Origin of the sequence: Lachnoanaerobaculum sp. ICM7, from assembly GCF_000287675.1 — a bacterium.
Lineage (GTDB): Bacteria > Bacillota > Clostridia > Lachnospirales > Lachnospiraceae > Lachnoanaerobaculum.
In genome coordinates, this window is sequence record NZ_ALJL01000009.1 from 35,362 (window position 1) to 57,099 (window position 21,738).

A 21,738-nucleotide genomic window follows, 5' to 3' on the forward strand; every position below is an offset into this window, starting at 1 on the left:
TTAATTGAATAAGTTATTATGAGGAGGATTTATGGGATTTCCGATTGATTCTAAAGTGCTGGGACTTAGAGAGCTAATAAAGGTAAATGAAGGGGAAAGATATAGCATACCTATTTACCAGCGTCCATATTCATGGGAAGAGAAAAATATAAAAGATTTTTTGACATCTATATTTGATGCATTTAAAGAAGTCAATGAAGAAAAGTGCAAAGCAAATGTAAAACCTGTGTTTTTCGGTACAATACAGCTTGATCATAATAAAGATGACAATACACTTGATATTGTTGACGGTCAACAAAGACTTACAACATTTCTGCTGTTTTTGGACTTGCTTCAAAGAAATGAAATACATCCTAAAGAGTATATAGATTGCAGTAAGGTTATAAAATCGGAGAAGCTTAAAGAAGTGTTAAAGGATGATAATATTAAAAATACTTCTTTAAAATATTATGAAAACAGGAAACTGCTAAAGAAAGAAGTTGAGCATTTTGAAAAGGAGTTTAAAGATAAAAATGAATTCTATACGGAATTGAAAAACTTTGTTTTGGATAATGTATACTTTGTACAACTGACTACTGAAGAAATGGATTTATCTGAAGTGGTTTCGGTTTTTAATACTATAAACACTACCGGACTTGACTTAAATGCAACAGATATTTTTAAAGTAAGATACTATAATTATCTTAGAGGAATCGATAATACAAAAGACTGGTTAAAAGAAATAAATTCCTGTTATCAATCGATAGATGACAGCAATGAGAAACTTGGAAAAGACGGAAGAACAGATCAGACAAAATTTGATATGGGCTGGGTTTTAGATATCTATAAACATATAATTTGTGCTGAATTTGGCTGGGGATTTTCTGAAGTATCCAAAAGCAATCAAAAGTTCTTTGATGAACTTTTTAAAGGGATAAGACTTACAGAACAAAGTGACCTAAGCGTGTTGGAGTTTGACACATTCAAGCATATAGTAGATGGATTTATAGATTATTGGCGCTGGATTGAAAATGTAAGGTACAATGGCGAACATCCTGAAATAGCAAAAGAAATCTTTTCAATTTATTTGGTAGAAAAAACCAGATACAAAAGGTATTGGACCATACCTTTTGTGGTTGCATACTTTAGGGCTAAAGGAAGGGATGACTGGAGCGATTACTATATAGATTCACTGAAAGTAAATATGCATATGTTTAGATTCTTTTTAATCTATACCGTTATTAATGACAGAGTGATAAATTATGTTCAAAATAAGGTTTGTGTTGAATGCTTTAAGTGGTTTAAGGAATGCAACACTGAGGAGATTATAAAAAATATTGTGGAAAATTTATTGCCACCGTTACCAATTAGTGGACAGTTATTGCCACAGGTACCAAATAAAGAACACGAAACCTGGAAAAAATTTTATGGAATTATAGAATCCGGATTATTTGACAATGGGAGTAGGGTTCACCTTGTTTGTACACTGACTGCACTTATTGATGAGGTGAATAAAGGGGTAAAAGAAAGTGATATTTATGAGAAGTTTTTTAACTATGAAATGATCAAGGATCCATATGATATAGAACATATTGAGGCAAGAAATAATTTTAAAGATGATAAGGACAATGTGGATAAGTTTAACGGAATAGGTAACTTGACTGTACTTGAGCGTAGTATCAATAGAAGTATCAAAGACGAGCCTGTAATAGATAAGAACGAAGAGTATAAGAAATCAAAATATGCAGCAGTAGAATTAGTTATACGGAAGTGCAAAGATAAGTGGGATATAGAACGTGTAGAAGAGAGAGCAATAGAAGAAATTGATAAAATAGAGCGATTTATGGAGGAAGAATTGGATTTTGCATCCGGGAGGAAAGCTTAGTTGTACGGTATAGGTAATAAAAAGATGTTGAATATGTTTATACTTGAGATACTTCGCAATTATACCGATGAAGATCATTCTTTGACACAACAAGAGATTATAAAGCTTTTGGAAAAAGATTACGGAACGGTATGTGACAGACGCTCTGTAAAGAATAATGTCTTGCTGTTGAAAGAATTCGGAGAGAGCCATGGATTTGAAATATCAATGGAAGACGGATATAGAATGGTTTTTAGAGAATTTGATGATGCAGAACTTAAGATACTTATTGACAGTATTTTATTTTCAAAAGCATTTTCTTCAAATCAGGCTAAGGAACTTATTAAAAAGATAAGAGGGCTTTCAAGCAAATACTTTAATGCAAAAGTATCAAATATATGCAATATACCTGAGCTTAACAAGAACATAAACCGACAAAACATCTACTCTATAGATAAGATAAATGATGCTATCTCAGAGGGACATAAGATCAGTTTTATATATAATGATATAGGAACCGATTTTAAGCTTCATCCAAGGAGAGAAGAGCGTTATATTGTAAATCCGTACAGAATAGTTGCAAATAACGGGAAATTTTATCTGATAGGAAATTATGACAAGTATGATAATGTAGTACATTTTCGTATAGACAAAATGACTGAGGTATGTGAACTTGAAGATAGAGTTAAGCCGATGAAAGATGTGCCTGAGCTTAAATCCGGGATAAATCTTCCAAAGCATATGGCTGAACATATTTATATGTTTAGCGGAAAAAGCACTGCCATTAAGCTCCTGACAACCAAAGATATGATGTCTGAGTTGGTAGATTGGTTTGGGACGGACTTTAGTATTATTAAAAAAGATGAAGAACGGATTATAGTAAGAGTAAACTGCAATGAAAAAGCAATGAAATTTTGGGCATTGCAATATGGACCTTATGTAGAGATTTTGGAACCGGAAAGTCTAAGGAATCAAATTAAAGAAAGCATTGCCGATATGTCAAAGAAATACTCGGATTGATAACTTTAGTTTGGTGAAAGGAGTAGCTGTCATTTTTAACGGACAGATGCTCTGATAAACTTTCAATCATAACAAAGAAGTACTTTGTAGATTGGAGGAATAAGATGATAGCACAGATGAGTAGTAAATCAAAGATTTATCACAGACAGGGATGCAGATTTATAGATCGAATCGAAGAAAAGTCATTGATAAGCTTTGACATGGATGACGGTAGAATCAAATATTTAAAGCCATGTAAGTGCTGCTGTAATATCAAGTTTTTATATAATGAGTATAGAGAAAATTTAAAGGACGTATTTAGAGATTTACCTATTTGGACAGAACTTAAGGATGATTATATAGAAGTACATACCGATTGGTACAATTGGCGTATAGGTCTAAGTGAATCGAGTCAGGAAATAAGACTTTATCTTGAAGAGTGGAATGAAGAATTTCAAAAAGATTTATTAATCAGAGTGGACCAAGTTGGAAAAAGTAAGAATCTGAAAACTGCTATGAGATATATTGCAAAGGAAGAAAGGGTAGCCTTTTATCCTTGTAAGTATAGGAAGTATGCAATAGGAATAGAGTACTTAGCTAAGAAAAGGGGAGTGCAAATAGAGTTTGATGATACCAATCTTTATATTCTTACCGATATGGCGGCTTGGAAAATATCATATGTACAATACTTTGACAGGTATAAGTTATTGCATTGTCCATTTGACGGAAAGCCTCTCACTATGGAAGAAGCAAAGACTGCGCATTACCATGTACAGAGGGATGTGGTAAAGAATCAATCACCATACAATCATCTCGAGTATATATTAAGACATGATGAAGCAAAAAAGTTAATGCAGGTCAGTTATAAGAAATTACCGAAAGTAACAAAGCAACAAAAAAAGTATTATCGTCAAGCCGAAAATAGGGAAAAAAGAAACAGTATAAAAAGAGTTTGGAATCTATTTGCAGAGCTTGAAGCAGGAAAGGTGAGATATGCCAATCGGATGGATTGATTTTTCAAAGAATGAAAGAAATAAAGTGCTCAAAGTATTGGAATTACTCTCAGAGAACGCCACTCTTGATGAACTTGGAATTGCGACTATCAGAGATGGGTTCTCTGATTTGTTTTTCCCCGGAACGTCAACGGTTCAGACAAGAGCAAAATATTTCTTTATAGTACCCTATGCTTTAAGAGATTTGGAAAGAAGTGGGGAGACAAATGTAAATAAATTTCTTAAATATTTTGATGAGATAGAAGAAGATTGTGCAAAGGTATTTATAGAGAACAATATAGATAATACCGGAATAATGGGTAGGCGATCACTTGCAAATGGGAAATGGGTTAAGCGAACACCGGCGGATATATATTGGTCAGGACTGCGTCAGTATAATATATTTAGAAGTGGGCTGTCACTACCTGAATATGCGAGAGCTATATGTTCTATAAATGCTAAAAAGAATAATTTTATAAAGCTTGGAAATAACAATGATAAGGCAGAGGAAAATGAAGCTGATGATGGGGACGCCGGAGATATTCGCAGTATACATTTTTGGGATATACCGACTTATAATGACGAATGGTTTGATAATCTGCAGATAGAACTGACAAAGAATGAGGCAGAGTTTTTAAAGGAGAGAATCATAAACTCATGTGAGGAAAGTATGTTTGCTTATGTTCTAAAAAATAATTTACACCAAATAATGGATTGTAAAAACTTCACAGAGCTTGGTAATATAATTAAATTATTCCCTGAGAAGATGCAAAAAGATTATAGTTTGGCTAAAGACTTTTCAGAGTTTAATTATTTGCTTCGTGTTGTTTATAATATAGTTCTTTCTGATGGAAATAATGAAGAAGCTAATGAGATTTTTGATGATTTATATAGTGATATTAAAGATATTGCAAATATTGATTTAGAGGAGATTTTTAACCGTACATCTGCATATAGAAATCCAATGATGTGTAAGTTCTTACGGGACTCAAAGAGAGCGGTGCTTGAAGATAATATCTCAGAACTAAAGAAAATCATTAGTAGAAGAGAAATATTTTTAAAGGGCAGTGGAAGGGCAAGATGTGCACATCCCGGAGAATTCGACAGTACAGAATGGTTTGGGGGAGGTAAGCTATATTATAGATTTGATAATGCAATAAAAATAATAAAAGATATACGTGAGGGGATAGGAGAATGTTAAATCCAAGTGATGACAGACTTGATTATGGAAATATTCTATTGCCACCGGAGTGTTATAGACTGGATTTTGCTGTGGGCACTACGTATTCTCTTGACTTGGATGCACTGGTCGGAATATGTATTTCTCTTGGGCTTTTGGAAGATACTGAAAGTGATATAATGAATGATCCAATATGCCTTTTGGAAGCAATTAGAAGGACCGGAGATAAAGTAGCTCTGTTTTGTGAGGCCGGACAGATCTATTTGCCGGGGAAGGTGACGCCACTATACACTTTGCTTGAAAAAATGGTTTTTCAGGTGGTGACAAAGGAAACAAATGGCATTAAATATCCGTCATTTCATCCAAAGTTTTGGTTGCTAAGATATATAAATGATGAGGATGACGTTTTATATAGAGTTGTAGTATTGAGCCGAAATCTTACATTTGACAGAAGTTGGGATATATCTTTTTATATGGATGGTACGATAGATGAAGAAAATGATAAGAATATTCCAATAGCAGACTTCTTAAAATATCTAAACAAACAACTTCCAAAATCAGAGATTGCAAATGATAAGGCAAAGAAAATAAGGCAATTTATTAGAGAACTTGCATATGTAAATTTTGAAACAGATATGAAGGAATTCTATGATTTTGAATTTATTCCAAGTGGCGTACCATGTTCACAAGGTGGTATATATTCAATGCTTGACACTTCTTTGATAAAGAAAAAAGATGATGTAGATGAAAAATCTTTTCATGAGTTACTTGTAGTATCGCCTTTTATAAGTAAGGATATTATAAAACAATTCAATGATAGAAGCAGATGGGTTGAAAACACCGAGTATATGCTTATTACAAGAGAAGTTTCACTTGATAAATTAAGAGTTGAGGACTGTGATAATTTTAGAATTTTTACTCTAAAAGATGAGATTGTGGACGGTGAGATGTCTATATCGGATGGTGAAAGCGATTACTGTAAACATGATATTCATGCAAAAATATATATGCTACGAAAGAATGCAGATACGGAAGTTTATTTGGGTTCTTTGAATGCTTCACATAATGCGGTTTATGGGAATATAGAATTTATGATTTTGCTAAAATCAAAAAACAGGTATATTAATTTAGAAAAATTAAAGAAAGATATATTTAGCGGAGATGAAGATGGCCCAAATAACCCGTTTAAAGAGGTTTTTCTTTCAGATGGAGAGGCAGAAGAAGAAGAAAATTCAGACGGAATTGACATTTTAATAAAGCAAATAAATCGCTATAAAATTCATGCAATAGTGATTGAAAATGGCGATTATTATGATATTAAGGCGGTTGTAGAAAATTATGAAAAGTTGGATGCTAATATAAAATTAAGTCCTATACTTGTAAAGTCTAAGGCAGTTGATTTTTCTGAAATAATGTTATTTGAAAAAATGGCAATGAGCTTTTTATCAGAATTTTATGTATTGTCCATCAGCGATAATTGTGGAAATACGGTAAATAGAGTAATAAAGATAGATACCGAAGGAATACCAAGGGAAAGAGATGGAAAGATCATTTCATCAATTATAGGGGATAATGAGCAAAACTTTTATAGATATTTGGGATTACTTCTGGGAGATGACTATATAATAAGTGCTATTGAAAGTGATGTGTTAAGTGGTCAAAATAATGTAGCCGGGGCAAATAGTTTTGCAGAGAATATGCCTGTTCTTTATGAGAAGATGTTAAAGACTGCAGCGACTGCACCTGAGCGTTTTGTAGAGATAGAAAAGCTTATTCAGGTGTTGTCAGTTGATGATATAGTTCCGGAAGCGTTTAGAAATCTATATGATACATTTAGAAAAGTGGTGCAATAGTATGGAAAAAGAGAATAAATCACAGAAGATAATGGAAGGACTGAAAGACTTTCAAAGAGAGACGGTAAATAGGGTTATACAATTATACAAAAACGGTCAAAAAAGAGTTCTTATCTCAGATGAGGTAGGACTTGGTAAAACTATGGTTGCCGGAGGCACTATTGCAAAATTTGCTGATTTTGTCGGAGAACAGGGTAAGAAGAGAATAAAAGTAGTTTATATATGCTCCAATACTGCCATTGCTGATCAGAATTTAGAGAAACTTTGTATTACAGAAGATGTACTAAGAGAAAGTGTAGCTGATTCGAGGCTTTCGGTTCAACATCTGAATATATTTTTACAAGAAGCTAAATTAAGTGGAAAAGCTCTGATACAACTGATACCTCTTACGCCGGATACATCATTTCATATGACTACCGGATGTGGGATGTTGTGGGAAAGAGCTGTGATATTTGCAATATTGAATAAAATACCGGAGCTTGAAAAATATAATAAACCATTAGAAATGATTATGCAGGCCGGAGGAACTTCAGGTTGGAATGCTTGGGCAAAAGATAGAGGCGAGGATAGAGTTTCTGAGTGTGATAGAATTACAAAAGGTAAATATCTCAACTATATGGTAAAAAAGGTTTCCGGAGGATTGAAAGTTAAGAATCCTGAAGGAAAAATATTACTTTATGATTTGATAGAAAAATGTAAAGAGGTTAAAAAAAGCGGGAAAGCAGAAAATATATATGAAATAATTGGAAGGCTGAGATATTTGTTTGCAGGAATAAGTCTGGAGAAGCTAGAACCTGACCTGGTGATTTTAGATGAATTTCAGAGGTTTAAGTATTTGTTACAAACAGAATCTGACACAGAAATGGGAATGCTTGCAAATAAGTTTTTCAACAGTAAATCTGTAAATATGCTTTTGCTTTCAGCTACACCATACAAGATGTATTCTACATTGGAAGAGATTGATGAATCATTGGTAGATGAACATTTTTCAGAGTTTTTTAATGTAATGAAATTTCTTAACAGTACAGAAAAACGACATGAGGAGTTTAAAAGTATATGGGAGGATTATTCTAAACAGCTTAAAGAATTTTCAATAGGAGATACATCAATTATCCGGGCGAAAAATAGGGCAGAGGAGGCAATGTATAACTCAGTATGTAGAACTGAGAGAATTTCAGCAAAGGAAAGTGCCGATATAGTAGATATTACTAATAGTGACAAATGGCTGGAAGTTGAGGAGTGTGATATAAAATCCTATATAAAGGCAAGTGAATTAATTGAACTTATAGAAGCTCCATATCATGTTCCTGTTGATTATATAAAATCCTGTCCGTATATTATGTCATTTATGAAGGACTATAAGTTGAAAAAAGATATTATTAAATACTTTTACAACTATCCGGAGATGCTGGAGAATATAGATAGAGAGAGTAGGGATATCCTGTGGTTAAAAAGAAATGATATAAATAATTTCAGACCTTTAAAATGCAATAATGCAAGATTGGAAGCTGTAAAGAAGCATGTTTTTTCACAAAAGTCGGAGCTTCTTTTGTGGGTACCTCCTTCAAAACCCTATTATATTCCGGAAGGGGTGTTCAAAGATGTAGAGAATTTTAGTAAGACTTTGATATTTTCATCATGGGAAATGGTACCGAGAATGGTTTCTAGTATGCTTTCCTATGAGGAAGAACGCAAAACAATAGGAACTCTGGCAAAAAGAAATGAAGAGATTAGCGTAAATTACTTTAGCTCTGAAAGAAAACAATATCCGGTACCCAGGATGAGATTTTCGGCTTCTGAAAACAGATTGAATAGTATGAGCTTATTTTGTCTTTTATATCCATCTAAGTTTCTTGAAAGTTGCTATAATCCTATAGTTTGCATGAATAATTCCATGTCACTGAGAGATATAGAAAAGGAAATAGAAAATAAAATTGCCAAAAGACTTGATAAATATAAAACACCTGATTCCAGTTTGATAGATCAAAGATGGTATTATATGGCTGCATTGTTATTAGATCTTCCGGGATATGTAACAGGGTGGTTAGAGGATGAAAGATATGAAGATGATGACAGCACTACATTTTTTAAACATTTAGAACAGCTTAGAATACTATACTACAATAATATAAAAGTATTGGAACTTGGAAGGAAACCTAAAGATCTGTATTCAGTATTGGCAAATATGGCTATTGCATCACCGGCTATTTGTATTAGCAGGTTATATAATACCTATGCCAAAGAAATAAATTATTCAAGTACTCTACCTACTCAAGTGGCAAAGCGATTTATTGATATGATGAACAAGCCTGATTCTACAGCAATCGTTGAGCTTGCTTGCGGAAAAAACAATGAGGATGTACATTGGAAGAATGTTTTGACTTATTGTAAGCATGGTAATATTCAGGCAATGTTTGATGAGTATGCACATCTTTTGGTAAATGGATATGACGGGGAAGATATCGTGTTTAAATTGCATAATGATATTATTTCAAATATGAATATCAGAACTACTCCATATGAAATTGATACATGGAAAAATTTTAATAAGGCAGTAAAGGATCAGAAAATAACACCGACAAGAATCAGAACACATTTTGCAGTAGCCTTTACAAAGGGAGATGGCAATGATAAGGATGCAAATAGAAAGAAGGCGGTTAGAGCGGCATTCAATTCACCATTTAGACCATTTGTATTGACTTCCACATCCATTGGGCAGGAAGGGCTTGATTTTCATAATTATTGTAGAAGGATCGTACATTGGAACCTTCTGTCAAATCCAATTGATTTGGAACAAAGAGAGGGTAGAATAAATAGATTTGAATGTCTTGCAATCAGGCAAAATGTGGCAAAGAGGTATGGAAATATTTCTTTTAAGTCAAATGTCTGGGCTGAATTATTTGAAGAAGCAAAGCTTATGGAAAGGTCTGATAAAAGCTCTGATTTGATACCTTACTGGGGATTAAAAGAAACAGAGGATATGATTCGTATAGAAAGAATTGTACCAATGTATCCATTCAGTAGAGATCAAGAGGCATACAAAAGATTGATTAAGATTTTATCACTATATCGTTTGACTCTAGGTCAGGCAAGGCAGGAAGAACTGCTTACATATTTGATTAAAAATAATAAAGGCAAAGAGGATTTGGAAGAGTTATTCATAAATCTAAGTCCATATTTTAAAAGAGCGTGAAATACCGCTCTCTTTATTTTATGTTGGGAATTATATTCTTTCTTATATTGCTTCTGCTTGAATAGAATTTTTCATTTACAGAAGCAAAGAAGGCTTTATTGATATATTAAATAAGTCTGAATCTTACAACCATTATGCTTGTAGTAAGAGGAGTGACACAGGTATTGGATATGAATATTTTAAAAATGGTAAGGAAAGGCACATGATATTAATATTTTCTATACCACAGGTTGAATGACAAGTAAGATTTGATGTAATATACTTAATCCATCAAAGCAAATATGTCTCTTATAGTTCAATGGATAGAATGACCGGCTACGAACCGGTTGATTCCGGTTCGAATCCGGATAGGAGAATAGATATTTCACAGCAGTTTGGTTAATGAGATATCAATTTATATAAGGGCAGGTGTCCCGAGTGGCGAAGGGGGCGGACTGTAAATCCGTTACAAAAGAAACACCGCAGGTTCAAATCCTGCTCTGCCCACTATCATTTGCATTTTGCGCTATTTAATATTATACTATATATCAGCTGTTTTATTATAGCTGATATATAGTATATGAGGTTAAAAGATTTTGAATAGAGAAGTTATATATGAGACGAAAGGAATGAGGGCAACAGACGGTGCAGGTGTACAGCTTGTTCGTGTATTTGGAAACCGGACTACAGATATTTATGATCCTTTTTTGATGTTGGATGCTTTTGACAGTAAAGATAAGAGAGATTATAGCGCAGGATTTCCTATGCACCCTCATAGAGGTATAGAGACTGTGAGCTTTTTATGCAAAGGAGAAATGACTCATAGGGATCATCTTGGGATTGAGGCCACAATATATGATGGAGAGGCACAATGGCTAACGGCAGGTTCAGGTGCGGAACATGAAGAAATGCCCGGAGGTGAGCGCATACTTGGAGCACAATTATGGCTTAATTTACCTGCAAAGGATAAAATGAGTGCACCACCGGCTTATCATAGTATTACAAATAAAGAGATTAAAGAGTTTAAACTTGAAGGTGGCAAACTTCGACTTATTACAGGAAAGTATAAAAATGAAGAAGGGTGGCAGGGTAAGTATCTGCCATTAGACTTTTATGATATACATCTTGAGGCAAATGCAAAGATTGAGATACCGGTAAGAGAGGGATGGTCGGCTTTTGTATTTACATTGCTTGGAGAGGTGACGGTGGGAGGTAAGCTTATATCTGAAAAGACAGCGGCAAAGCTTGGAGACGGAGATAGGGTCCTGCTTGAGACAAAAGAAAGCGGAGCGGAAATACTGATATATTCATCAAAGCGTCTTGATGAGCCTGTGGCATGGTATGGTCCGATAGTTATGAATACGCACGAGGAAATAAGACAGGCATTTGAAGAGCTGAATGCAGGTACATTTATAAAAGAAAGAGCTGACTATAGTAATTAGATTTTAAATTAGTAAAAGGGAAATAAAATACTTCATCGGATTACAATAATTACTTACATTGACATAAATTTTTGACTGAATTATAATACTTTCATATTTAGAAAGGTATATAAAGCGATTAGCTATTATTCTATGCCATTATTATATTGCGACAAAACAGATTGACATAATAAACGGAGGTATTATGAAACAGTGTATGGATTTAAACAATCTGCATTGTAGATTAAAAAAGATAATAGGACAGGTACAGGCGATAGATAAAATGATCGAGGAAGATATACCATGTGAGGATATTCTTTCTCAGATAAATGCGGCAAAGTCAGCATTACACGGTTGCGGAAAGGTAATACTGGAAGGACATATAAAACACTGTGTTAGAGACGGTATTGAACATGGTGATGCGGATAAGACTATAAAAGAGTTTACAAAAGCGGTAGAGAGATTTGCAAATATGGGATAATAGTAAATTCAATATATTTATGTTTTATTCAAGTACAGGATGGGTTGATTTTCAACCTGTCCTTTTTTAGGACTGCCTTTTTTTACTGATATAGTATATAATATCTATTTGGCATTAAAATTAATAAGAAGAATAATATAGAGGAGACAAGATGAGCGAAAAAGAAAAGATGCTCGCAGGAAAGATATATGACCCCACTGATGAAGAGCTTGTCAGGTTGAGAACGAAAGCTCACAGACTTTCACAACAGTACAATACTTTATTTGAGGATGATTGTCTGAGAGATACTATTATTGACGAGCTCATACCAAATAAAGGTAAGGGAGTCTATTTACAAGGTCCGATTTATTTTGACTATGGAGCCTTCACAACATTTGGAGAAAACTGCTATGCCAATTTTAATTTGACTGTATTGGATGTATGTCCTGTAAATATAGGTGACAATGTAATGTTTGGACTGAACTGCAGTCTTATGACACCTGTTCATCCGCTTAGATGGCAGGAGAGAAATATAAAATATAAAGCAGATGGAAGTGCATATGATGATGAATATGGAAAGCCTATTAATATAGGGTCAAACTGCTGGATTGCGGCTAATGTGGTAATAACAGGAGGTGTGACTATAGGAGAGGGCAGTGCAATAGCTGCCGGAAGTGTAGTTACAAAGGATATACCGGCAAATTCACTTGCTGCCGGAAATCCCTGCAGAGTGCTTAGAGAGATAACTGAAGAAGATTCTGTAAAATACAAGAGTGAATTATTTTAGAATAAAGGTTTATAAAAATATGAATAAGGAATTTATAAAAGAATTAACAATCGATATTATCGTGGATATCATAGCAGGTACTTTTATGGGAATAGGTACATACTGCTTTGCGGCGGCATTCAAATTCCCAATGGTAGGATTTACAGGTTTGGCACTAATTATTTACCAATTGGTAGGGCTTCCTGTCGGAATAGGAACAATAATATTAAATATACCTTTTGCAATACTTTCATACAGAGAAATAGGAAGAAAATTTTTATTGAAGTCTGTTAAATCAATTATAATAACTTCAATAATGATTGATATAGTTGCAAAAGCTATGCCTGTTTATCAAGGGGATTATATGTTGGCTGCTATATGTACCGGAATAATATCGGCAACAGGATATGCTCTTATATTTATGAGAGATTCTTCCACAGGCGGTGCGGACTTTATAATGGTTTTGATACATCATTTCTTCCCACATATTTCACTTGGAAAGATAGCATTAGTTATAGACTCATTGATTATTGTACTGGGTGTTGCATTGGTCTCAAGAAATGTAAACAGTTTGATTTACGGACTTATTATAGCTTATTTGGTTTCCGTAGTGCTTGATAAGGCGATGGACGGACTTACAGCCGGCAAGCTTATTATGATTATTTGTGATAAGCCGAAGGAAATGGCAAAAGAGATATCAGATCTTATTGACAGAGGCTCGACTTATCTTAAGGCAGTGGGAAGCTATACGGATGAAGAAAGAAATGTAGTAATGTGTGCATGCAGAACAAAGGAAGTGCATACAGTAAGACAGGCTGCAAAAAAGCTGGATCCTAATTCATTTGTTATTATTTTGGATTCAAATGAAGTGGCAGGAGAAGGATTTAGACATTTATAAGGATGTAAGAATGAATATATTTGAAGAAAAGAGAATAAAGATAAGTGAAGCAGTTCTTGCATTGGATTTGGACGGTACATTGACAAATTCAAAAAAAGAGATTACTGAGAATACTAAAGCAGCTATAGATAAATTTGTAAAGGCCGGAGGGACAGTTGTACTTGCTTCAGGCAGGCCTACATTCGGAGTAAGTCCGATAGCAAATATACTTGAACTTGAAAAGAAAGGTGGCTATATCCTTTCATATAATGGTGGCTATTTTTATGATTGTAAAAATGAGAAAGAGCTGTTCATGAAGGAGCTTGCTCATGAATATCTGCCTATATTGGAAGAGCAGGCTAAGCATTTTGGAGTAAATCTGATGACTTACAATCATGATAAGGCATATGCATTGGATATAGATGAGCAATATTATATGTTGGAGGTAACAATAAATCACTTTATAAGAGTGAAGGTTGATCCTCTTGCACCACAGATTACATTTCCTATTATTAAATGCTTGATGACTGCACCGGGTGATCATCTTGCTAAGGTGGAGCAGGAGATGAAAAAGCTTTGGGAAGGAAAGTTAAATATTGTTCGTTCAGAGCCGTATTTTTTAGAGCTTACAGAAGTAGGTATAGATAAAGCAAGTACTCTTTTAAATATGACAAAGAAGATCGGCGAGGACATAAAGAACCTTGTTTGCTGTGGAGACGGATTCAATGATTTATCAATGATACAGGCTGCAGGTATAGGTGTGGCAATGGCAAATGCTCAGGAGAAGGTAAGACAGGCGGCAGACTATATTACAAAGTCCAATGATGAGGATGGTATAGTAGATGTGATTGAAAAGCTGTTTTATTGGGACAGATAGATTTTGTGGAGGATTTGAATGAACAGAGGAAAACGTCCGAAAATAAAGATAACAATTACTGACAGAAGAGGTAAGATGGGATGTCATAGAGGACACCATGTAGGTGAAGTATTCGATTATGATGAGGACAGGGGTAAGATCTGTCCTATGGCGATGCACTGTGCCTTTCCATATATAGACATTTTAAGATATGGAGGAAGTTTACCGGGACAGCCTGAGGGATGTGCTGAATTTTGCTGTTCAGATGCGGATGTTATTTTGGTTTTTAAGGCTGAGATGGAAAAATAAAGGGAGTGAGTATGAATAAAAAGCCTATACTTGAAATTATTGCAGACCGTTTGAGACAAACCGAATTTAAAGATGATGATATAATTACTTTGGGAAAGGATTTTTCACTACCAAGTGATGAAAAAGGTCTTAGATATGTCGACGGTGCAAAGGATGGTATATGTGCATATCATATGGGGGCGGCAGAGATCACAAAGAAAGATATAGAAGAGATAAATAAGGTTATCACACTTGCAAATAAAGGTGATTATGATCAGGCTGATTCTGTACTTGAAAAGCTTTGTGAACGTATAAGATTGGTGAATTTTATAGATGAACTTCAAGATTGTATACTTGATCGAAAAGATGAAATAGAAGATAAATTTTATGTGTATTCTTTGCATTTGATGACTCAGTCTGCAAATATTGAATGTGTTAAAGTTGGAATGATGATTCAGGAATTGTTTACACAAAGTGATGAAGTAAAGGGTATGGTAAGGACTCTTGGACTTTCGGATGAGTTTACATTGTATTCGGTTTTTATAATGCGAAACTGGGAGAATGGAAATACTGAGATCATGAATATTGCAAAGTCTGTAAACGGATGGGGTAAAGTGCATGCAGTTCACTATATTGAGCCTGATACAGAAGAGATAAGACAGTGGCTTTTGACAGATGCAGTGTCAAATGATGTTATGCCGGCTTATCCGGGATGGGATTGCTATAAAAAGGCAGATGTGGGATCTGTAATTAAAAAAGATAAGCTTAGTTATAAAGAACTCGAAGGAGTTTTATCTATTGTAGATGCAATGCTTGATGAAGGACCGGTACTGGGTATTTCAAACATTGAAGATCCTAAGGAGGTACTATTGAATGTATTAAATCATGCGATAAAACATGCTCCTTTAAGTGTCAAGGATTGTAAGATTATAAGTAATATTTTAGATTGGCAAAAAGAAAATCTTGGAGATACAGAGATAGAATCAATTTCAAATAAAATTTTGGAAACCGGTGAGAAATAAAATATACTATTAGAAAGGTAAATAATGCTGGGTAAGACACATTTTTCTGTAGGGATGGCGGCAGGACTTGCACTCTGCAGACCACAGAGTATAACAATGCTTGTTGCAGGAACAGCTTTAGCAGGATTTGGAGGAATTATCAGTGATATAGATGTAGGTACATCCGGTGTCTACAATAAGGTGGATCGTATTATAGGATTGGCCATTGGAACTGTTACAGGAATAGTAATTGCAGATGCTGTTTTTCACGTTGGCATATATGACAGACTGATGGCGGACAGCAATATTGCCCGAATTATTACCGGAGTATTAGCGTTTCTGTGTATATGTATTTTTGGAATGAAACAGCCACATAGATCATTTATGCACTCAATATTGGCATTACTTGGTCTCAGCTTTTTTGTATATATGATTTTCCCTGATGTGGCACCGTATTTTAGTATAGGTTTTGCTTCACATATGGTTATTGATGCACTAAATGGTAAGCGTGAGAAACTTTTTTGGCCTGTAGGCAAAGGATTTGCATTACGAATGTGCTCATCAGACGGATTAGTAAATAATTTGCTTTTTCACATATCTAATTTACTGGTATTGATATTAATACTGACTTCACGGCCTGTACTTTTTATTCTGATTAATATAAGCGGTTTATTACAAAGATAAAATATATTTCTCTAATTCCCTGTTTTAAAATACAGGGGATTTTTTATACTGTAAGTATATTGATGGTTACCTCGTGTATTTTATATAATATAAAATAGTATAAAAAGGTGGTAGCATGGGAAGAGTTTATTTAAAGACAAAATTTGACAATGAAATGAAAATGGAAATTCCTCACAGTGTAAATATTGCAAATGCAATGTATGGATTTAGAGATATGGGAGCTGAGATAATTCCCTATCATAATATTGATGAAATTTATGATAGGGTAAATAGAGAAGATATAGTGCTTGATTATATAGGACAATGTAACAGTATATTCTCAAAATTTGGTGTTGAACCAAGTATACCGGATTATCCGGATGTTCTGAAGCCATTTCTTGGAAGGAAGATTTGGAAGGATACTATAAACAGTATATCAAGAAGCGAAGAAAAATGGTCAGGGGGTTATTTTGTTAAGCCTATAAAAAGTAAGGTTTTTACCGGTAAGATAATAGGTAGCATATCAGATCTTGTAGGCTGTGGAAATCATTCAGAAGATTATGAGGTACTTGTAAGTGAGCCTTTAGATATATTTGCGGAGTGGAGATGCTTTATACTCTATGATGAGATAGTTGATGTCAGACCATATGGACTATTACTTGATAGAAACAGAAAAAGCTATAAGTTTCATTATGACTCAAATGTTTTGGATTCTATGCTGGAGGCATTTGTCAAATGGGATGAAAGACCTATATCCTGTAGTATGGACATATGTGTTACAAAAGATGGGCAAACATTGTTGGTAGAGATAAATGATGCCTATGCACTGGGATGCTATGGCTTGGCAAGTATTTTCTATGCTAAGCTTATCTCAGCAAGATGGAGCGAACTTTTAGGCGTAAAGGATGAATACCGTTTTTAAGATAGATATGTAATATATTGTTGTTATCAGGAGTAGGAGGTGAATTAATGGATAATATTTGGAAATCGGGAATATATGGATTGGTAGTTGGAGATGCAATGGGAGTACCGGTGGAGTTTACTTCCGGAGAAGATAGAAAGATTGATCCTGTAACCGATATGATAGGGTATGGCACATACAACCAGCCTGAGGGTACTTGGTCGGATGACAGCAGCATGGCACTTGCAACACTGGTCAGCATTAGAGATAAGGATGAAATTGATTATAAAGATATAATGGAGAGATTCCGTGATTGGTGTATGTATGGAGCTTATACGCCATTTGATGAAGTCTTTGATATAGGAATAGCTACTTCAAGAGCCATTATGAAATATAGTAATGGTGCCAAACCATTGGAATCGGGTGGTAAAACTGAGTGGGATAATGGTAACGGATCACTTATGAGAATTTTACCTGTATGTCTGTATATATTTGAACAGCAAAGAGATATGAAACTGTCTGATGATGAATCGATAGATATTATACATAATTGTTCAGCTCTGACGCATGCACATTTAAGAAGTAAGATAGCATGTGGCATATATTATTTTTTAGTAAAAGCTATTTTAGATAAAGACGGAGAATTAATAGAACGACTGCAGCAGGGAGTAGATAATGCATTTAAGTATTATGGCGAAAGTACTGAGAGTGAGCTTGACAATTATAACAGACTTATTTCACTTTCAGAATTTAAAGATACTCCTGAAAATCAGATAAAAAGTACAGGTTATGTAGTGTACACACTTGAAGCTGCGATATGGTGTTTGGTAAATTCATCTTCTTATGAGGAAGTTATTTTAAAAGCTGTAAATCTGGGTGATGATACAGATACGGTGGCAGCCATAACAGGTGGACTTGCGGGACTTTATTATGGCTATGACAATATACCTGACAAATGGAAATCCAAGCTACAGAAAAGGGAGTGGATAGAGAGTTTGTTAAATTGATAAAAGTTAATAGTGTTATAAGAAAGCTGGCATTTTTAATGTACAGCTTTTTGTTTATACTAAAGATAATAAAAATAGGGTTTAATAGGGAGGATATATGAGGTTAGAGAATTTTGAAATTGCTAAGAGCATAAATTTTATTTTTTGTAGTCATCCACTAAATAAAAAGAATGTAGATGAGAATTATATGGAAGAATATCAGGCAACAGGTCTAGACCATGCTTGTGCATTATTTAGTTATGAAGATTTAGTAAATGGGAAACTGTCTCTCTATGGTGAGGATATTGAAGGTTTAACTATATACAGAGGTTGGATGATGCCGGCACATATGTATGAGCTTTTTTATAATTTGCTTCTGGGAAAAGGAATACAGCTGATAAACTCACCGAAAGAGTATGCAAAGTATCATCTTTTGCCGGGATGGTATAGTGATTTTGAAGGAGCTACACCATTTAGTATATGGAATGAGTCAAGGGATATAAGAGCTGCTTTAGAACTTACAGAAGGACTTGAAGGGGCATTTGTAGTTAAAGACTATGTAAAGAGCAGAAAGCATGAGTGGCATGATGCCTGCTTTATAAAAGATATTAGTGATAAAGAAGATACTTTTAGGGTAATCAATAATTTTATTAACCGTCAAGGTAGCAATCTTGAAGGTGGAATTGTACTTCGAAAGTTTGAAAGTCTGAAATCTATAGGATATCATAAAGACAGTGGTATGCCGATTTCAGAAGAATACAGGGTGTTTGTGTTTAAGGGAGAAATATTGATTTCAGATAATTACTGGAGTGAGAATGAAGAAGTAAATATATCGGAAGATGAATATATATGGATTGAATCAATATCAGGTAAGATAGAAAGTAATTTTGTGACTATAGATTTGGCAAGGAAAACTGACGGAAAGCTTATAATAATGGAAATGGGAGATGGCCAGGTATCAGGATTGCAACAAATAGATGCATATGAGTTTTACAGAGCTTTTCAAAATCAGGGGAAAGGAAATATATATTCCATAGAATATGTCAAGGAAGTAATAAAAGAGCTGGTTAAAATGGATTTTGAGCCTGAACTTAGTTTGTGTTTTAGAGGAAATGAGTCAGAATATATGATTATAGGGTATGCTGATCATGTGTCATTTCAAAGATGTGGTTATTATGACGGAAGTGGTGAAATAGACTATAAAACATTGGATGAATTATTTGAATCAGAACTTATAGACGGTATATGTCTGAAAAGGGATTGGAATAAAATAGTAGATATTTGGTGTTCACCATCTATGATAGACTTTGAGTTCAAAAAAGATAAATATAAGAAAATGATAGAACAAAATAATCAAGAGTGGGGAGATAGGAGACCAATTTTTAAAATTGTTAAAAAAGAAATTGATAAATGGAATCCATACGGTCTTTTACCGGAGTTTCCTAATGATGAATTTGATGGTGAGAGCACAAGGATTGCACTGGATATGGATTGGAATTCTACAACAGATAAAATAGCTAAACTTATTTCCAATGAATTTACATTTTCATTTGGAGATGAGTATATGTTTTCATTAAAATGTTGCATACAGACAGCAAAAAATATAAGAGATAGTATGGATAGATTTATAGAAAATAAGAGAAAATAATATGAAAATAGTAATAACAGATAGCGGTATATTATGGCATTATGGAAATCCTATATTAAAAAATTATAAGGACTTAGTGTTAGTGGTCTGTCTTCACGGGAGTAAGGTTACAGATGAATATGAGTGCTTTATCTGTCCGAGAAAATCAGTTGGCCTTGGTATGAGTATGGGGGTTGGCAGTAGAGTTTATAATGATTTAGAAGATGTGGCAGATGAACTTTATGATATGTTACAATATGAAGATGATATCATATTTTTAACTGATGGTAATCCGGATAGTTTATATCCATACCATATTATAAAAAACAGAAGGCATCATATGAATATTCACCTTTGGGCAAGTCCACCCTGGAGTATTGAAGGAAAGGCAAGGATGAAGATTCATAAGGAGATGCTTTCAGATCTGTCAGGTGTAAAATCAATTTGCTATATAGACACTCAGGAATACTTGAAGAATGACTATAAGAATTTCGGTGCATTTTTAGAAGATGTTCAAAATTACTTTGAGGAGATTTTTCCGATTGTAATGGATGGTATAAGTAAAGTGGAAAATGAATCATACTTTGATTTGGCATCAAAAACGTATATTCCACTTGGTAAAATATCCGGTGAAGAGGCTATATTAAAAAGTACTGAATACCTGTCAGATAAAGATGAGTATACAGATAATACGTATTTAATTGAGGGTATGGTAGATATTCCTGAGTATCAAAGGAGTGACAAATATAAAAAGGACATAATATACAGACAGGTAGCCAGAATAGATGGAAAGAAAATTTGCAATACACTTCGTGAATACAGATTTAAACTGGCACAGATGAACAGTATAGAATTTAATTCTGAGGAGTGCAGCTATGTGGGTGCCTGTGCCGGGACCTGTGAAAAATGTGATGAAGAAGCAGAGTATTTAAGTATGAAGTTATCAGAGATTCCCAAGGAAAAGCAAAGAATTCCAGATCTTAATCTTGGGGAGGTAGAATAATGTTTGGAGATATTTTATCTATTTCAAGACTTAGGATGGGCACAGACGGAAACGGAATATCTACGTTGGTAGTGTTTTTTGATTGCCCTCTTTACTGTGAATATTGCATAAATGATTTCTGCCATAAGCTCAAAAAACCGTTTGTTGGAGTTCAACATGCAGCATTTACCCCTCAGGAGCTGATAGAGATTTTAAAACAGGATGATATTTATTATTTGATGAGTGGAGGAGGTGTTGTCTTTGGAGGAGGTGAGCCTCTACTGCAATCAAAATATATTCATAAGGTATGCACTATGGTAGACCAAAGATGGGCAAAAAGAATAGAAACTTCACTTAATGTTCCCTGGGATAATATAAAACCGGTATTGTATGATATGGATGAATGGATTATTGATATAAAGGATATAAATAGTGATATTTATAAGAGCTATACAAAAACAGACAATAAAAATATGATTGAAAATTTGTTGAAGCTTAGAAATAAAGTGTCAAAGGATAAGATTCATATAAGGATTCCCAAGATACCGGGTTACAATACCGCATACGATATTGAAAAATCTGTAGAATGGATCAGAGAAAATATTGGTGTGGAGCCTGAAGTGTTTTCATACATAAAGACTATAAACCGGTAATTAAATTGTAAGATTTAGAGCGATTTTTTATACCGCCGGTATAATGACAAAAGTATTTTACTATGTTATTCTATCAATAAAGAAATTTGGGCAGATTGAGCTCGGAAAGGAAAAGACATGAGAACAATGAATCGTTTTGACTATTTAAATATTGAACGCCGTGATTACGCGCTCCTTAGTATGCTGTCTAGGAAGGGCTCTGTTTTAGTGCACTCATT

19 protein-coding genes and 2 tRNA genes are annotated in these 21,738 nt (G+C 34.2%); all 21 read left to right on the forward strand.

Annotated elements, in window-relative coordinates; translation table 11 throughout:
• Nucleotides 1-31: 31 nt before the first annotated feature.
• The 21 genes from HMPREF1140_RS01600 to HMPREF1140_RS01700 all read left to right on the forward strand — a co-directional run bounded on the left by HMPREF1140_RS01600 (nt 32) and on the right by HMPREF1140_RS01700 (nt 21,520).
• Nucleotides 32-1,864, forward strand: a complete 1,833-nt coding sequence (locus HMPREF1140_RS01600; RefSeq protein ID WP_009662184.1) for a DUF262 domain-containing protein — start codon at nt 32-34, stop codon at nt 1,862-1,864.
• On the forward strand, nt 1,865-2,863 hold the full coding sequence (locus HMPREF1140_RS01605; RefSeq protein ID WP_009662182.1) for a helix-turn-helix transcriptional regulator: 999 nt from the start codon (nt 1,865-1,867) through the stop codon (nt 2,861-2,863).
• A gap of 104 nt (nt 2,864-2,967) precedes the next feature.
• Nucleotides 2,968-3,855 carry a hypothetical protein gene (locus tag HMPREF1140_RS01610; RefSeq protein WP_009662152.1) on the forward strand — a complete coding sequence of 296 codons (888 nt, stop codon included), beginning with the start codon at nt 2,968-2,970 and terminating at the stop codon, nt 3,853-3,855.
• A complete protein-coding gene (locus HMPREF1140_RS01615) occupies nt 3,836-5,035 on the forward strand; it encodes a DUF6361 family protein (protein ID WP_009662173.1) in 1,200 nt (399 codons plus the stop codon). The genes HMPREF1140_RS01610 and HMPREF1140_RS01615 overlap by 20 nt, the downstream gene beginning before the upstream one ends.
• Nucleotides 5,029-6,867: a phospholipase D family protein gene (locus HMPREF1140_RS01620; RefSeq protein WP_009662159.1), complete on the forward strand. Its 1,839-nt coding sequence runs from the start codon at nt 5,029-5,031 to the stop codon at nt 6,865-6,867. The genes HMPREF1140_RS01615 and HMPREF1140_RS01620 overlap by 7 nt, the downstream gene beginning before the upstream one ends.
• A gap of 1 nt (nt 6,868) precedes the next feature.
• The gene (locus HMPREF1140_RS01625) at nt 6,869-10,060 is read left to right on the forward strand and encodes a DEAD/DEAH box helicase family protein (protein WP_009662185.1); all 3,192 of its coding nucleotides are present in this window, start codon (nt 6,869-6,871) and stop codon (nt 10,058-10,060) included.
• A gap of 284 nt (nt 10,061-10,344) precedes the next feature.
• A tRNA-Arg gene (locus HMPREF1140_RS01630) sits at nt 10,345-10,416 on the forward strand.
• Nucleotides 10,417-10,462: 46 nt separating this feature from the next.
• Nucleotides 10,463-10,546: transfer RNA gene (locus HMPREF1140_RS01635), tRNA-Tyr, on the forward strand.
• A gap of 89 nt (nt 10,547-10,635) precedes the next feature.
• Nucleotides 10,636-11,481, forward strand: coding sequence for a pirin family protein (locus HMPREF1140_RS01640; RefSeq protein WP_035619701.1), 846 nt, complete (start codon nt 10,636-10,638; stop codon nt 11,479-11,481).
• A 184-nt stretch (nt 11,482-11,665) separates the two neighbouring features.
• The gene (locus HMPREF1140_RS01645) at nt 11,666-11,941 is read left to right on the forward strand and encodes a metal-sensing transcriptional repressor (protein WP_009662167.1); all 276 of its coding nucleotides are present in this window, start codon (nt 11,666-11,668) and stop codon (nt 11,939-11,941) included.
• Between the two features lie 151 nt (nt 11,942-12,092).
• Nucleotides 12,093-12,707: a sugar O-acetyltransferase gene (locus HMPREF1140_RS01650; RefSeq protein ID WP_009662193.1), complete on the forward strand. Its 615-nt coding sequence runs from the start codon at nt 12,093-12,095 to the stop codon at nt 12,705-12,707.
• Nucleotides 12,708-12,726: 19 nt separating this feature from the next.
• Nucleotides 12,727-13,584 (forward strand): YitT family protein, encoded by an 858-nt coding sequence (locus tag HMPREF1140_RS01655; protein WP_009662188.1) that lies wholly within the window; start codon nt 12,727-12,729, stop codon nt 13,582-13,584.
• Nucleotides 13,585-13,594: 10 nt separating this feature from the next.
• Nucleotides 13,595-14,440: a Cof-type HAD-IIB family hydrolase gene (locus HMPREF1140_RS01660; protein WP_009662154.1), complete on the forward strand. Its 846-nt coding sequence runs from the start codon at nt 13,595-13,597 to the stop codon at nt 14,438-14,440.
• A gap of 18 nt (nt 14,441-14,458) precedes the next feature.
• Nucleotides 14,459-14,728, forward strand: a complete 270-nt coding sequence (locus HMPREF1140_RS01665) for a TIGR04076 family protein (RefSeq protein WP_007593869.1) — start codon at nt 14,459-14,461, stop codon at nt 14,726-14,728.
• Between the two features lie 11 nt (nt 14,729-14,739).
• Nucleotides 14,740-15,729, forward strand: coding sequence for a hypothetical protein (locus tag HMPREF1140_RS01670; protein WP_009662195.1), 990 nt, complete (start codon nt 14,740-14,742; stop codon nt 15,727-15,729).
• 24 nt (nt 15,730-15,753) lie between these two features.
• Complete coding sequence (locus HMPREF1140_RS01675) at nt 15,754-16,392, forward strand: metal-dependent hydrolase (RefSeq protein ID WP_009662155.1); 639 nt, start codon at nt 15,754-15,756, stop codon at nt 16,390-16,392.
• Between the two features lie 115 nt (nt 16,393-16,507).
• On the forward strand, nt 16,508-17,293 hold the full coding sequence (locus HMPREF1140_RS01680) for an ATP-grasp domain-containing protein (protein ID WP_009662201.1): 786 nt from the start codon (nt 16,508-16,510) through the stop codon (nt 17,291-17,293).
• A gap of 47 nt (nt 17,294-17,340) precedes the next feature.
• A complete protein-coding gene (locus HMPREF1140_RS01685; protein WP_009662175.1) occupies nt 17,341-18,279 on the forward strand; it encodes an ADP-ribosylglycohydrolase family protein in 939 nt (312 codons plus the stop codon).
• A gap of 97 nt (nt 18,280-18,376) precedes the next feature.
• Entirely contained in the window at nt 18,377-19,906 is a 1,530-nt protein-coding gene (locus HMPREF1140_RS01690; protein ID WP_009662158.1) for an ATP-grasp domain-containing protein, read from the forward strand.
• A gap of 1 nt (nt 19,907) precedes the next feature.
• Complete coding sequence (locus HMPREF1140_RS01695; RefSeq protein ID WP_009662178.1) at nt 19,908-20,888, forward strand: hypothetical protein; 981 nt, start codon at nt 19,908-19,910, stop codon at nt 20,886-20,888.
• Nucleotides 20,888-21,520 (forward strand): radical SAM protein, encoded by a 633-nt coding sequence (locus HMPREF1140_RS01700; RefSeq protein WP_009662174.1) that lies wholly within the window; start codon nt 20,888-20,890, stop codon nt 21,518-21,520. Before HMPREF1140_RS01695 ends, HMPREF1140_RS01700 begins: the two co-directional genes overlap by 1 nt.
• The last annotated feature ends 218 nt before the right edge of the window (nt 21,521-21,738 follow it).